The organism is Streptomyces sp. NRRL F-5630 (assembly GCF_000719475.1).
Lineage (GTDB): Bacteria > Actinomycetota > Actinomycetes > Streptomycetales > Streptomycetaceae > Streptomyces.
Map to the genome: position 1 here is coordinate 153530 of NZ_JOGO01000004.1, position 13905 is coordinate 167434.

Annotated in this window: 11 protein-coding genes, 1 tRNA gene and 1 pseudogene; 6 read left to right on the forward strand and 7 right to left on the reverse strand. The window is 69.4% G+C overall.

Annotated elements, in window-relative coordinates; all coding sequences use genetic code 11:
* Positions 1 to 73 precede the first annotated feature (73 nt).
* Positions 74 to 1267, forward strand: coding sequence for an alcohol dehydrogenase catalytic domain-containing protein (locus IF99_RS0103215; protein ID WP_030994762.1), 1194 nt, complete (start codon positions 74 to 76; stop codon positions 1265 to 1267).
* Between the two features lie 244 nt (positions 1268 to 1511).
* Here the strand turns inward: IF99_RS0103215 and IF99_RS0103220 are convergent, their stop codons facing one another.
* From IF99_RS0103220 to IF99_RS0103230, 3 genes are all read right to left on the reverse strand, one after another.
* Positions 1512 to 2171 (reverse strand): hypothetical protein, encoded by a 660-nt coding sequence (locus tag IF99_RS0103220; protein ID WP_037826374.1) that lies wholly within the window; start codon positions 2169 to 2171, stop codon positions 1512 to 1514.
* A 62-nt stretch (positions 2172 to 2233) separates the two neighbouring features.
* Positions 2234 to 3154, reverse strand: a complete 921-nt coding sequence (locus tag IF99_RS0103225) for a hypothetical protein (RefSeq protein WP_030994764.1) — start codon at positions 3152 to 3154, stop codon at positions 2234 to 2236.
* Positions 3151 to 4935, reverse strand: a complete 1785-nt coding sequence (locus tag IF99_RS0103230) for a hypothetical protein (RefSeq protein ID WP_030994765.1) — start codon at positions 4933 to 4935, stop codon at positions 3151 to 3153. The genes IF99_RS0103225 and IF99_RS0103230 overlap by 4 nt, the downstream gene beginning before the upstream one ends.
* 87 nt (positions 4936 to 5022) lie before the next feature.
* Here IF99_RS0103230 and IF99_RS0103235 point away from each other — a divergent pair, with 87 nt between their 5' ends.
* The gene (locus IF99_RS0103235) at positions 5023 to 5745 is read left to right on the forward strand and encodes an NUDIX hydrolase (protein ID WP_030994766.1); all 723 of its coding nucleotides are present in this window, start codon (positions 5023 to 5025) and stop codon (positions 5743 to 5745) included.
* Positions 5746 to 6450: 705 nt separating this feature from the next.
* A pseudogene (locus IF99_RS35540) lies at positions 6451 to 6612 on the forward strand (site-specific integrase); the annotation flags it as partial.
* Positions 6613 to 6732: 120 nt separating this feature from the next.
* Here the strand turns inward: IF99_RS35540 and IF99_RS0103250 are convergent.
* Positions 6733 to 6806: transfer RNA gene (locus IF99_RS0103250), tRNA-Pro, on the reverse strand.
* Positions 6807 to 6886: 80 nt separating this feature from the next.
* On the opposite strand from IF99_RS0103250, the gene IF99_RS0103255 reads away from it, so the two are divergent.
* The 3 genes from IF99_RS0103255 (at position 6887) to IF99_RS0103265 (ending at position 10670) form a co-directional block, all read left to right on the forward strand.
* Entirely contained in the window at positions 6887 to 7378 is a 492-nt protein-coding gene (locus IF99_RS0103255; RefSeq protein WP_234340569.1) for a DUF309 domain-containing protein, read from the forward strand.
* Between the two features lie 155 nt (positions 7379 to 7533).
* Complete coding sequence (cobF, locus tag IF99_RS0103260; protein ID WP_030994769.1) at positions 7534 to 8349, forward strand: precorrin-6A synthase (deacetylating); 816 nt, start codon at positions 7534 to 7536, stop codon at positions 8347 to 8349.
* Positions 8350 to 8531: 182 nt separating this feature from the next.
* Positions 8532 to 10670 (forward strand): MDR family MFS transporter, encoded by a 2139-nt coding sequence (locus IF99_RS0103265; protein ID WP_030994770.1) that lies wholly within the window; start codon positions 8532 to 8534, stop codon positions 10668 to 10670.
* A 66-nt stretch (positions 10671 to 10736) separates the two neighbouring features.
* On the opposite strand, the gene IF99_RS0103270 is transcribed toward IF99_RS0103265, so the two are convergent.
* The 3 genes from IF99_RS0103270 to IF99_RS0103285 form a co-directional block, all read right to left on the reverse strand.
* Positions 10737 to 11102, reverse strand: coding sequence for a hypothetical protein (locus IF99_RS0103270; RefSeq protein ID WP_030994859.1), 366 nt, complete (start codon positions 11100 to 11102; stop codon positions 10737 to 10739).
* A 116-nt stretch (positions 11103 to 11218) separates the two neighbouring features.
* Positions 11219 to 12847, reverse strand: a complete 1629-nt coding sequence (locus IF99_RS0103280) for an MDR family MFS transporter (protein ID WP_107048928.1) — start codon at positions 12845 to 12847, stop codon at positions 11219 to 11221.
* Positions 12848 to 13092: 245 nt separating this feature from the next.
* The gene (locus IF99_RS0103285) at positions 13093 to 13809 is read right to left on the reverse strand and encodes a TetR/AcrR family transcriptional regulator (protein ID WP_030994772.1); all 717 of its coding nucleotides are present in this window, start codon (positions 13807 to 13809) and stop codon (positions 13093 to 13095) included.
* Positions 13810 to 13905 lie beyond the last annotated feature (96 nt).

The following is a 13905-nucleotide window of genomic DNA, read 5'->3' on the forward strand; positions in this document are numbered from 1 at the left end:
CCGCCGCAGGCCGCCGAGATGGCCTCCGGCACTCGCACGACCGAGTCCCCGTGGACCAGCAGAGGAGATCGCCATGGCAAGCAGCAACCGCGCCGTCACCTTCCAGAACCCGAAGGACATGCGCGTCGATTCCCTGGACTTCCCGAAGCTCCAGATGCCGAACGGGAAGAAGGCCCCGCACGGAGTCATCCTCAAGATCGTCGCCACCAACATCTGCGGGAGCGACCTGCACATCTACCGCGGGTCCTTCCCGGTGCCCCAGGGCATGGTGATGGGGCACGAGATGACCGGGGAGGTCATCGAGGTCGGCCCCGACGTCGAGTTCCTCAGCGAGGGTGACCTCGTCTCCGTCCCGTTCAACGTCGCCTGCGGCCGTTGCCGCAACTGCAGGGCGCGCAGGACCGACGTCTGCGAGACCACGAACCCCGATGTGTCCTGCGGAGCGTACGGCTTCAACCTGGGCGACTGGACCGGCGGGCAGGCCGAGTACCTGTTCGTCCCGTACGCCGACTTCCAGCTCCTGCGCTTCCCGGACAGGGACCAGGCCATGGCGAAAATCCGTGACCTGGCGCTGCTCTCGGACATCCTGCCCACCGCGTTCCACGGCCTCATGGAGGCCGGTGCCAAGCCGGGCTCGACCGTGTACATCGCCGGCGCCGGCCCGGTCGGCCGCTGCGGCGCAGCAGCGGCGCGCCTCCTCGGGGCGTCCTGCATCATCGTCGGCGACTACAGCAAGGACCGTCTGGAGCTGGTGGAGAAGAACGGCTGCGAGACCATCGACCTGAGCCAGGACGCAGCACTCACCGACCAGATCGAGGCCATCCTGGGCGAACCCATGGTGGACTGCGCAGTCGACTACGTCGGCAGCGAGGCACACGGCATCGGGCACGAGAGCGGGAACATGGACCCGGCGTACGCGATCAACCAGGTGGTCGACGCCACGCGGGCGGGCGGAGCCACCGGAGTCATCGGCGTCTACGGCCCAGACCCGCTCGCGAAGTCGAAGGCCGAGCAAGAGGGAACGTACCCGATCGACTTCGGCCAGGCATGGATAAAATCCCCGCGGATCTCCGCCGGGCAGGCACCGATCATGCACTACAACCGCGAGCTGATGATGGCGATCCTGTGGGACCGCATGCCCTACTTGAGCGCCATGCTCAACACGAAGGTGATCAGCCTCGACGACGCCCCCGGCGCCTACGCGACCTTCGATACCGGAGTGGCCGAGAAGTTCATCATCGACCCCCACGGCCTCATCGACGCCTGAGGGCCGCCCTCGCCGCCGCCCTGTGCTGCTACAAGCGACTCGTCCGCCTCACCATGTAGGACACGGTCTAAGCTGCGCGGCGCCGCCGTCCGTCGCCGGGTTCGGGCACCGGGCCGGGCACGGACTGCGACAGAACAGTGATGGTGCCGTACGTGGCGGCCTGGGCGGTGGACATCGACCGGCGCCAGCACTCATGCCGTGCTCCCCCTGGCCGAGTCGTTCTTGGCCATCGGGTCGGTAGAGGTCACGGAGTGGGGCGGGCCGAGGAACTGTTCGTCCACGCCACGTCGAACTGCTGGAGGGCTATCGAGTACAGGAGTCCGGGGGCCTGGGCGTATAGGCAGGGGGAGTTCCTGCCGTGGCTGGAGCTGCTGTAGAAGGTGAGGTAGGCCACCCGGTCCGTGGCGATCACGCGGCAGGTGTTAGGGAGGTTGAAGCTGCGCAGTTCCACGTGGGGTTGCGCGCGGGTCACCTGGGCGATGTAGTCCGTGTTCGCCCGAACCTGGTCCTTGAGCAGGTCCGGCGTGAAGCCGGGATCGAAGAGGCGCAGATCTTGTGAGCGTCGGTCGAGCCAGGAGTCGCCCGGCGCGAGCGTGTCGGGCAGCAGTACCTGGACGGACCCCGGGGATAGCTCCCCCGACCACAGGGGCGAGAAAACCTCGCGGGTGAGTACGTTTCCTCGTCCCGCCATGACCTTGATCCAACTGGCTTGGCCAAGGTCACGGGCGATGTCGCCCTCGGCGGACGACTGGTGACGGTACACACGGGCGAGCCCGGTGCCGGTGAGGCGCGAGCAGACCGCGACCAGCCACCACAGAGGGCGGGAGCCGCGTACGAGGCCGAGGACGAGGACGATCGCGCTGGCTGCAAGCGAGCTGAGTATTCCGAACAGAAAAGCAGTCATGCGAGCCATCTCCCTGTGTATGGCTGATCTCGGGCAGCCGGATTTGACCGTTCGGCGGAGAGTCAGCAGAGATAGGTCAGGAGTTCTCTTAGGATGTACGCGGCGTTCCGGGCCGCCAGTTCATGGAAGCCGTGCCCCTTTTCCTGGTCGGCATTGTCGGACACGCCCCGGATAACGATCCAGCCGGGATTGATGGCGTCATGGACTGAGTTCTCCTGCCAGTACTGGCTCAGTCCGCCGGCTTCCATGTCGACCGCCAGAACCTTCTCATGATAATTCTTGAGCCAGTCACGGATATCGCTCTCCCGATCCGCGATGACGGCTTCACCGGACCCGATCAAGCCTGGGTAGACCTCAAATTCCTCCGATGCGTGCGTGGCCAGTTGGCCGTGGATCCGTGCCGGGGTTCCGTGATCGGTGAAGAAGGCATTCACCCCATGGACGACCGGTGCGGGCGCCTGGCGGTGTTCGCCGCGCCGGCGGACGTCTCCCAGCGGATTGATCTTGCGGTTCTCGTAGTACACGATCTCGGTGGAGACGATGACGTTGCCGATACGCGCGTGTTGGTCGTGGATTCCTCCACCCACGCCCACGAGCGCCCACAGCCGCGGGGTGTAGTGGCGGCGCAGGTTTTCCAGGGCGGCCATTGCCGAGCGCTGCCCCTGGCTCTGACTCTGGGTGGCCACGATGCGTACGGTTGCCTCTGGGGTGGTGTGTTCGCCCTGGTAGAAATATAGCCCGCCACCCACCTTGTGCCGTTCGAGTTTCAACTCGTCTACTACGGAGCGCAGTTCCTCACTCAAGATTGTGACCACACCGATGTCCCATCCGGCGGCGGCCGGTTCGCCGTCCGAGCCGACCTCGGCGGGGCGCGTGGACTGGCGGGAGGGATCGGCCTGGAATACGCGAGCGTTCTCCCCGATGGCGTTGTTCTTGAAATCGTTGTGGTCGCCGTGGTTGACGATTCCGCGATTGGTGTTCACTTGTTTCCTCCACCGCTGGGATTGGGACCTGACGATTCATGTGCGGACGCGCCGACCTGTGCGGCGTCGCCCACGGCGTTGTTGCTGAAATTGTTGTTGTCGCCGAAGTTGAAGATGCCACTGTTGATGATTTTGGTCGCGCGATCGTTGAACTCGGACGCGTCCACGTCGTGAGTGGCCAGGAAGTCACCGGTAGCCCGGAGTAGCCGGCGCTCGATCGTCTTCATCCGGCCGAGAATGTCGGTCTTCTCTAGTTGGATCTTGGACCATTCCTGCGCCGACTTCTCTCGTATGCTCACGCGGCTACCGATCAGGACGTTTCGGATTGGCGTGGAGGTGAGATCGTGGGGAAATATGACCGCTTTCGCCAGGGAATAGAGATAGCGTATGAGCCGCCAGGAGTGTCGGATCTCCGAAGGTAGTTCGGCGAGCTCACGCAAGGCCGCCCAGGCGACTGCCAGGACACCATGGTGCCCGAATTCCGCAGTGCGCTGGAAAGATCTCGGCGTGTGGGCGAGGACGCACGCGGCGGTGGAGATGCTCAGCGTGCGCCCTTGAACGCTGATGTGCAGCAGGACCGTCGCGACGAACTCGGCCCCTTCGGCAGGAGTGGTCACCTCAAGGAAGTGGTACTCCTTCGATCCGGGCGTGTTAATGATCTCCCGCAGCCGGGTTGCGTCGAACTCGCGGGTCAGAAGCGAACGGTCAATCGCCACATCGGTCTCGGCGACGTACACGCGGTCGGTGACTCGTGCTGGAAGCCGGACGTCCTGGCTGTCGGTGTCGAGCAACTGGACCGCCTCGCGCAGATAGTCGACCAGTTCATGCGCCCGGAACGGAGGGACGGGGTGCTCACGTTCGTGCAGCGGTGCGCCGTCGTCGTCAGAGGGTCGGAGCAGTTGGATGCTCATGGGCGGGTTCCACTGATAGACCAGCTCACCCGCTCCAATGAAGGGCGACTCGTCGCCAAACAGCGTGAAGACAGCGAAGTCGTCCTCGTCACCGTCCTCGCTATGACGAGCGCGGCGGTAGACCGCACAGGGATGGTGCTGCTCCGTGTCTGCCGCCTGCTCCCGGCGGGACAGGTACCGGGGCCGCAGAGCCGGTGCCCGCATGATGCGGTGGAGTATCAACTGCCTTACAGCTCCTACGCCAAGGCACACGAACGCGATACCCGCGCCTATGTGGATGGCGGTAGTCGCCTGGCGCGGATGAGTAAGCGCGAACATCAGGCCGACCAACGTCAGGGACAGCGCAGCCCAGCCGACGCGTCTGAGTGCGTGTGCGCTCTCCGAGTATCTACGAGGGAACAGCCACCTCAACAGAGCCCGAGGGCCCGGCACCGGCCCCAGCCCCCGACGCTTGGGCTTCCGCGCCTTCCGCCTGCTGCGCCTGGTCCGGCCGATCCGGTCGAGCCCAGGCTCCTCCCGGTCCATTTTCCTCAGCTCTACGGCGAGCGGAATCAGGCACAGGAGGGCGAGACCGCAGGAGACCATGACGGCGGTGGGCAGGGCACCAACGAAGACCGGGACACCCACCGCGCCGGCCACCGTCCCCCGCAGCAGCGCGGTCAGCGCGGCGGCCCGCCACGCGTGGCGCATGACTGGGACGATGTCGAAACCGTAGGACGGGGCGACCCTGCGGTACGGGGCGGTGCACACCTCGTCGATCACGAGATCCCGGAAGCGTTCGTCCACGTATACGCCGCTGCATAAGTGACGGGTGGCGGCGGAAGGTTCGTCCCCCACCGCCTTGGCTGATGGCGCATGGGAAGTGAACATGCCCTACCCCTGCCCTCGTTGCGTTTTGGTCTGTGGGACCATAAGTCGCGCAGGCGTTTAAGTCAAGGTGACCTTTAGGGGTTCAGCGTGGATGACTGGCTGAAAGACTCCACCGAGGTGGAGGCGTCATGGGTGACCGTCGACCTGGCGATCTTCACGATCAGGTCCGGGCAGTTGATGGTGCTGCTGATCGAGCGCGGGGTGGAGCCCTTCCTCGGTCGGCCTGCGCTGCCCGGCGGTTACGTGCAGAAGAACGAGACCCTGCGTGAGGGCGCGCTCCGTGAACTCCGCGAGGAGGCCGGAATCGACGGGAACAAGTTGCACCTCGAACAACTCGGCGCCTACGGAGACCCCCGACGCGACCCGAGGGGACGAGTGGTCACCATCGCCTATCTCGCGTTGGGACCGGACCTGCCCGCCCCCGTGGGCGGCACCGACGCCCGACGCGCCTACTGGGCTCCCGTCTCCCAGCTGGAAGGAAAGCAGTCGGCGTTGGCATTCGATCATCCGGCGATCCTCGCCGAAGCCCTAGAGCAGGTCCGGAGCAAGCTCGAATACACGGCCGTCGCCACGGCCTTCTGCGGGGAACTCCTCACTCTGAGCGAGTTGCGTACGGTCTACGAAGTGATCTGGGGCCAACAACTGGACCCGAGTAACTTCCGCCGCAAGGTGCTCAACACCACGGGCTTCGTCAAGCCCACCGGCGATCAACGCTTCCCCCCCACCGGCCGCCCGGCTGCCCTCTACCGCCGCGGTGACGCCTGGCTGCTCAACCCGCCACTGCTGCGAAGCGCCGGGCACACGGTGTGACCCGCACCCGGAGTCGGACGACGCCCCAGATCGACCCCGCCACACCCCCTTCGGTTAAGCCGTCGCCCAGCCCGCCGCGCTGGGGTGAGTCGGCCTGGGCAAACTCACCGACTTTGAGCAGGCCAGCGGCCGACTTACGAGGGCCTTGTGACGGCAGGAGACGTGGCGGCCATTCGCGTAAGGTCGCGGACGGTTTCCTGCCATTGCCAGGAGTCGCTGCTGCACGACTCTGCTTCATCGACCGGCTGCCAGGTCGCCAGTTCGTCCAGGCAGGCGATCACCGCAGAGGGGTCTGAGTCGGGTACTCCGGTCTGGCTGTCAAGCCGCTCGTTGACGTCGTGCAGGCGGTGAGCCGCACAGTAGTAGGAGAGTTGGGTGTCGGTAAGTCTGCGGAGGGCGTAGCCGCCACACTTGCTGCACCAGTCGGAGTCGGTGCGCGCCATGAGATCGGCGACGGCCAGGAGGTCGTCTCCGCGCACTACCGCCGCGCTGTGTTGAGCGTGCCGGCACAGAGGCGAGTGGCCCCTGCCCTCGATCAGAGGGTTGGCCTTGGTGATGTGGAGCTGGACTGCGGCCAGGGGCCCAAGGGGAGGGCGCTGCCACCTTCCCACCGGTTACTGCCGGGTTTGCAATGGCACAAGGTTGAGGCGGGCCTCTGTGAGGAGGCCGTGCTGCCCAAGGCGCTGCGTCTGGAGGTGACGCAAGCTCCGCAGGATCGCCGGCCACGGTTCACTGACCACCACCTAGCGCTACCTGCACCCGGACGTCCGCCAGATCACGGCTGCCGGGGCGGCACTCTCCGCCCACTTCAGCGCGCTGAGCGCACCACGCTCGCTGCCGGGCCCAGTCGTCGTCCAGTCGTCATGACCCGCTGACCCGGTCAGGGGCGCCAGGCCTCCGGTTGGTCCCCAACTGGTCCCCAAACAACGCCTCAGGGCCGGTACCGGATCTCTCCGGTACCGGCCCTGAAAAGCCGACTGTCTCCAGTCGGGACGACAGGATTTGAACCTGCGACCCCTTGACCCCCAGTCAAGTGCGCTACCAAGCTGCGCCACGTCCCGATGCCCGGCTGAGGTGTTCCCCGCGCCGTGCGAGAAGTACATTACCGCACGTCCGGGGGCTCGGGTGACGCGGAGGGAGTGTGGGGGGCTTGGCTGAGCGGGACAGGGACGCGGAGGGGCGGGCACGGAGTGCGCGGCCACGCGACGGGCTGGGGCGGCCTCTTCCGTACGGGGACCCCGGCGGGGTGGCGCGGCAGCCCGAAGGGGTGGTGCGGGCCGGGGCGGAGACGGTGCGGGAGGCGCAGGCACTGCTCGACGCCGGGCGGCCCTTTCACGCGCACGAGGTCTTCGAGGACGCCTGGAAGAGCGGGCCCGAGAGCGAACGGGCGCTGTGGCGGTCGCTCGCCCAGCTCGCCGTGGGGCTGACGCACGCGGCGCGGGGGAACGGGCGGGGCGGGGCACGGCTGCTGCTGCGCGGCGCGGCGGGGCTGGAGGGGTGCCGGGACGGGTACGGGCTCGACCTGCCCGGCCTCGTCGACTGGGCCACCGCGCTGGCGGGGCGCCTCGACGCGGCCGGGCGGGACGGGGACGGGGTGGACCCCGTGGCCGAGGCACCACGGCTTCGCGGCTGAGCCGGTCGCGCCCGCCCCCCGCGCACCCCGCGCCCGCACGTAGTGGTGGCGGCCTGCCGTTCCTCGCCCGCGCACCCACGCACCCAGCGCCTCCGCCCGCCCGGCCGCGTACCCCGGCACCCGCTCGCCCCTCCCCCATGCGGCAGACTCCTCCCGTGCGAACCATTCACGTCATCGGGATCGGAGCGGGGGACCCGCGGCAGCTCACGCTGGAGGCGGTCGAGGCCATGCGGGACACCGAGGTGTTCTTCGTGCTCGACAAGGGCGAGGAGAAGGCCGACCTCACGGCGCTGCGGTACGGGATGCTCGACGCGCATCTGCCGGACCCCGGCGCGTACCGCGTGGTGAGCGTGCCCGATCCCGAGCGGGACAGGGACCGCGGGGCCGGGCGCGAGCGGTACGCGCGGGCCGTGGACGAGTGGCGGGCGGCGCGGGCGGCGCTCTTCGGGCGGCTGTTCCGTTCCGAGCTGGGCGAGGACGGGGTCGGGGCGCTGCTCGTCTGGGGCGATCCCGCGCTCTACGACTCGACGCTCGGGATGCTCGCCGAGGTCCGCGCGGACGGGATCGACTTCGCGACGACCGTCGTGCCGGGGGTCACCGCTCCCGCGACGCTGGCGGCGCGGCACCGTACCGTGCTCAACCGGATCGGTGGCGCCGTGCAGATCACCACCGGGCGGAGGCTCGCCGAGGGCTTCCCCGAAGAGGCCGACGATGTCGTCGTGATGCTCGACGCGCAGACGCGCTTCGCCGCGTACGCCGGGCGCGAGGACCTGGACATCTACTGGGGCGCCTACCTCGGCACCCCGGACGAGCTGCTCGTCTCGGGGCCGCTCTCCGAGGTGTCGACGCCGCTCGTCCGGTTGCGCGAGGAGGCCCGGGCGCGCAAGGGCTGGATCATGGACACGTATCTGCTGCGCCGTCACCGCGACGCGGGCGCCGAGCGCGCGCCGGTGGTCCTGCCGGCGAGCTGACCCCGGGAGCGCGCCGCGCGCCCTGTCCACCCACCGGCCCCGCGCCCACCGGCTGCCCCCGCGCCCGCCCCGACCGGGCCCCCGACCGGGCCGCGCCACCCCCTGCACTCCCCCACGGAACCCGCTCCCCTTCCGGGTGCGCACCTCGTGCAGGCCGTGCGGCCCGGTGTGAGCCTGGCAGCGTGACGACCGCTCCCGAGAAGGCACCCACCGCCCCGCAGCCGCCGGTCTTGGACAAACGCCGCCGCAACATCGTCTTCGCGACGATCACGCTCGGCATCCTGCTCGCCGCGCTCGACCAGACGATCGTGGGCACCGCGCTGCCGACGATCGTGGCCGACCTCGGGGGCGGCGAGCACATGTCGTGGGTGGTCACCTCGTACCTGCTCGCCGAGACGGTCTCGACCGTGCTCGTGGGCAAGTTCGGCGACCTCTTCGGGCGCAAGGTCGTCTTCCAGGTCTCGGCGATCGTGTTCATCACCGGCTCGTTCCTGTGCGGGCTCGCCTCGGACATGCTGCTGCTCATCATGTGGCGCGCGCTCCAGGGGATCGGTGCGGGCGGGCTCATGGTGACGGCGATGGCGCTCATCGCGGACGTGATCCCCTTGCGCGAGCGCGGCAAGTACCAGGGAGCGATCGGGGCCGTGTTCGGGGTCTCGACGGTCGTCGGGCCGCTGCTCGGCGGGGTCTTCACGGACCATCTGACCTGGCGCTGGGCCTTCTACGTCAACGTGCCGATCGCGATCGTCGTGGTGATCGCCGCCGCGCGCACGATCCCCTCCGTGCGCGCGGGCGTGAAACCGGTGATCGACTACCTCGGCATCGCGCTCGTCGCGATCGGGGCGAGCGCGCTGATCCTGGCCACGAGCTGGGGCGGCAACCAGTACGCGTGGGGCTCTGGCGTCATCATCGGGCTCTTCGCGGCCGGTATCGCGGGGCTGGGGCTTTTCTGCTTCACCGAGACGCGGGCACGGCAGCCCATGCTGCCGATGCGGCTCTTCCGCAACCCGGTCTTCGGCGTGTGCGCGATCCTCAGTTTCGTCGTGGGCTTCGCGATGCTCGGCGCGCTCACCTTCCTGCCCACCTACCTCCAGTACGTGGATGGGGACTCCGCGACGATCTCCGGCGTGCGCACGCTGCCCATGGTGATCGGCCTGTTGATCGCCTCGGTCTTCAGCGGCAACGTGGTGAGCAAGACCGGTCACTACCGGATCTTCCCGATCGTCGGGACGCTCGTGATGGGGGCCGGGCTCTTCCTCCTGTCCCGGATGGACAACCACTCGGGGGTGTGGCGCGAGTCCCTGTACATGTTCGTGCTCGGGGTGGGGATCGGGCTCTCGATGCAGGTCCTGACGATCGCGGTGCAGAACACCGTGGACTACGCGGACCTCGGCGCGGCGACCTCTGGCGTCACCTTCTTCCGCACCCTCGGCAGTTCCTTCGGCACGGCCGTCTTCGGGACCATCTACGCCAACGCGCTCACGCCGAGACTGCGGACGGGGGTGGGCGAGGGGGCGCGTGCGGCGGGACTGGACCTGGCGGTCGTGGCGCGCGGGGCGGGAAGTCCCGAAGGGGTGCACGCACTGCCGCCGGCGGCGCGCGCGCCGGTCGTGCACGCGTACGCGGAGTCGCTCCAGACGGTGTTCCTGTGGACGGTACCGGTCGCGGTCTTCGGTTTCCTGGTGGCGCTGTTCCTGCGGCAGGTCAAGCTCAACGACCCGGCGCGCAGCGGTTCGACGGACCTCGGGGAGGGCTTCCAGGCCCCGGCGGTACGGGCTTCGCAGGACGTGCTCGAACTCGCGGTCGCCCGGATCATGCTGAGGGCGCCCCGGGAGACCGGGCGGCGGCTCGTGGCCGAGTCGGACACCCGCCTCGACATCGCGGGGGCGTGGGCGGTCATGCAGATCTACCTGTTCACGCGGCTGGTGGGCTTCGCGAGCATCGGCGTCATCGCCTCCCGCCACCGGCTGCCGCCCGAGGTCCTCGTCCCGGTCTTCGACCGGATGGTGGAGGAGGGGTACGTGACACGTCACGGCTCCGTCCTCTCGCACACCCCGGCGGGCGAGCGCGAGACGGCCCTCATCACAGGGGCGTGGTCGCGGTGGCTCCGCGACCAGTTGGAGGGCATGGAGGAGCCCGTACGGGAGGGTGCCCCCACCGGTGCGACGCTGAAGCGGCCGGACGACGCGGAGGTCCGCGCGGCCCTGGACGCGATCACGAAGCGGTTGCTGGCGGAGGACCTGGCGGACGGCGGGATGGCTCCGCCGGTACGGGCCGGGGAAGTCGGCGCCGGCCGCCGGGGCGCCGCCTCCGGCGGGTGAGGAACGGGGCCCGGGGACGGAGGCAGGGGCGCCCGGCCGGACGGCGGGCGTCGCGCCCCGGTTCCTTCACCCCCGCCGCGCCTCCACCTCCAGCGCCAGCTCCCGCAGCACGTCCGCCGAGCTGAGGTCCCCCCGCCCCTCGTCGTGCGCTTCCGCCAGTTCCGACCAGGCGAAGACGAATCCCGCCGCGAGCCGCGTCAGCGCGTGGCTCATCTGTTCCCCGATGACCGCCCCGAGGTCGGAGACGGCCGTGCCCTCGGGGATCTCGACGGCGGGCAGCACCTCCTTGACGAGGTCGCCGACGAGCCCGAGCCTGCTGAGGTCGTCTTCCTCGTCCTCCGTGCCCTCCTCGGCCCGCATCCACTCAGCCGACGCGGTGAGGAGGCTGATGATGCGGAGGATGATGTCGCGCTGTTGCTCGTCGTACTCCATGCCGCCGAGGCTAGTACGCCGCACCCGCGCGACCGCCGCACCCCGCGCGCCCATCGTCACGCACGACCGCCCCGCCCCGTGACGACGGGAGGGGGCGGTGTGCGCCGACGGGTGGCTCAGTCGCGGGCCGCGCCCGGAGCCGTACCGCTGCCGGAGGTCTCCTTGCCGAGGACGGCAGCGTCGCGCGGGGCCGGGACCTCGTCGGGCACTGCGGCGTCGGGGGCGGCCGGGCCGCCCTCGGCGGCGAGGCGCTCCATGCCGCTCGTCGTCTTGAGCGGCTTCTCCTTGATGAAGAGGACCGCGATGATCGCGAGGAAGGCGAAGGGCGTCGCGACGAGGAAGAGGTCGCCGGTGGCGACGCCGTACGCGTGCTCGACGATGTCCTTGATCTGCGGCGGGAGCTTCGTCATGTCGGGCACGGAGTCGCCGCCGCCCTCGCCCGCCGGGATGCCCGCGTCCTTGAAGCCCGTGCTCAGCTCGGTGCTGACGCGGTGGGCGAGGACCGCTCCGAGGACGCTCGTGCCGATCGTGCCGCCGAGGGAGCGGAAGAAGGAGAGCACGGAGGTGGCCGCGCCGAGTTCGTGCGCGTCCACGTCGTTCTGCGCGGCGAGCACGAGGTTCTGCATGAGCATGCCGACGCCGAGGCCCATGACGGCCATGTAGAGGCTGAGCAGCCCGAAGTGAGTGTCGGAACCGATGGTCGAGAGCAGTCCCAGACCGGCGGTCATGACGATCGCGCCCGCGACCAGGTAGATCTTCCACTTGCCCGTGGCGGAGATGATCTGCCCGGCGACGGTCGACGAGACGAGCAGGCCGAAGATCATCGGCAGGCTCATGAGCCCGGCGACGGTCGGCGACTTGCCGAGGGAGACCTGGAAGTACTGCGAGAGGAAGACGGTCCCCGCGAACATCGCGATGCCGACGAGGAAGCTCGCGACGGTCGTGAGGGTGACGGTGCGGTTGCGGAAGATGCCGAGCGGGATGATCGGCTCCTTCGCGCGGGTCTCGACCCACACGGCGAGCCCGAGCAGGACGACGCCGAGGCCGACGAGGAGCCCGGTCTCGGTCGAGGCCCAGTCGAACGTGTCGCCCGCGAGCGAGGTCCAGATCAGCAGGTCGCAGACGCCCGCGACGATGAGGAAGGCGCCGAGCCAGTCGATGCGGACCTCGCGGCGGATGGTGGGCAGCTTCAGGGTGCGCTGGAGCAGGATGATCCCGGCGAGGGCGAAGGGCACGCCGATGAAGAAGCACCAGCGCCAGCCGAGCCAGGAGGTGTCCACGAGGACGCCGCCGACGAGCGGGCCCGCGACGGTGCCGACCGCGAAGACGGCGCCGAAGATGCCCGCGTACTTGCCGAGGCGGCGCGGCGGGATGATCGCCGCCATGACGACCTGGGCGAGCGCGGTGAGACCACCGCCGCCGATGCCCTGGAGGACGCGGCTGACGATCAGCGTGATGACGTCCTGGGAGAAGCCGGCGACGAGCGAGCCGACGATGAAGAGGCCGAGCGAGAGCTGGAGGAGCAGCTTCTGGTTGAAGAGGTCCGCCAGCTTGCCCCACAGCGGCACCGTCGCGGTCATCGCGAGGAGCTCGGAGGTGACGACCCAGGTGTACGAGGACTGGCTCGCGCCGAGGTCCGCGATGATGCGGGGCAGGGCGTTGGCGACGACGGTGCCCGCGAGGATGGCGACGAACATACCCGCCATCAGGCCCGACATCGCCTGGAGTATCTGGCGGTTGGTCATGGAGGTCGGCGACGGCGCGGTCGCCTCGGCTGTGCTCACGTTGTCCTTCTTGAAAGGGAGACGGTGGTACGTGCGGGGACAGGGCGGAGCCCGTGCGGCGGGGCCGCGTCCGGGCCGGGAGGGAACAGGCGGTGACACCGTGCTCCCGGGACGGTCGGGGGTCGAGCGGTCGGTACGGGGATGCGGGACGGGGACACCCGGGGCGGCGGACCGGCGCCGCTTGCCGGTGGGGAGCCGTCCGCCCCTCAGTCGGTGGGCCGCCGCAGTCCGGCGGCGAGGTGGGTGAAGACCTCGGCGAAGGTCTCCGCGAGGTCGGTGTCCGCGGGGCGCGCGCACCAGTGCTCGAAGGTGACGCGCACCGCCGTGTGGGCCACGGCCGCGAGCAGCCGGGCGAAGAGGGGGATGTCGGCGCCCGCCCAGTCCCCCGGCTCCCGCTGGCGCGCCGCGCTGCCCGGGTCGCTCGCCGGAGCGGGCACGGGGGCGGGCGCGGCGGCGCCGGGGGGCCGCCCCAGCCAGGTGGCGACGGCGCGGGCCAGTTCCCGCTCGTCGCTGGAGTATGAGTTGAGGGCGCGCACGATGAGGTGCGGGGAACGCTGGAAGACCTCGAACTGCAGGTTCAGCAGCTCCTGCCGCTCCTCGAAGCCCGTCAGTTCGCCGACGAAAGCCGCACGGACCGCCTCCAGCGGCGACAGCTCGGCGGGAGCGGCGCGGACGGCTGCGAGGATGCGCTCCGAGACGCCTTCGTCGATGAGGACGAACGCGTCGTCATGGCTGGCGAAGTAGTTGAAGAAGGTACGGGGCGAGACCCCGGCTGCCTCACTGATCGCCTCGACTGTGACGTTCTCGGCCCCGTGCTCCGCGGCGAGCCGGATCGCGGCCTCGGCGAGGGCGGCGCGGGTCGCGCGCTTCTTCCGCTGCCGGAGCCCGCCGACGGGCGCGTGGTCGTTCGTCACGTCGTGCATATTAGGCAAAAATGCAGGCTGCGCAAACTCCGTTGTGCGGGCGGGCATCCTCTGCTGTGCGGGAGGCCGTCACCTGCCGAGGGCACCCCTCCGCTG

What these genes read in the sequence shown, in the direction of transcription:
- IF99_RS0103215 (WP_030994762.1), top strand. Translation starts at nt 74, where the DNA reads ATGGCAAGCAGCAACCGCGCCGTCACCTTCCAGAACCCGAAGGACATG.
- IF99_RS0103220 (WP_037826374.1), bottom strand. Translation starts at nt 2,171, where the DNA reads ATGACTGCTTTTCTGTTCGGAATACTCAGCTCGCTTGCAGCCAGCGCG.
- IF99_RS0103230 (WP_030994765.1), bottom strand. Translation starts at nt 4,935, where the DNA reads ATGTTCACTTCCCATGCGCCATCAGCCAAGGCGGTGGGGGACGAACCT.
- IF99_RS0103270 (WP_030994859.1), bottom strand. Translation starts at nt 11,102, where the DNA reads ATGGAGTACGACGAGCAACAGCGCGACATCATCCTCCGCATCATCAGC.
- IF99_RS0103280 (WP_107048928.1), bottom strand. Translation starts at nt 12,847, where the DNA reads ATGACCAACCGCCAGATACTCCAGGCGATGTCGGGCCTGATGGCGGGT.
- IF99_RS0103285 (WP_030994772.1), bottom strand. Translation starts at nt 13,809, where the DNA reads ATGCACGACGTGACGAACGACCACGCGCCCGTCGGCGGGCTCCGGCAG.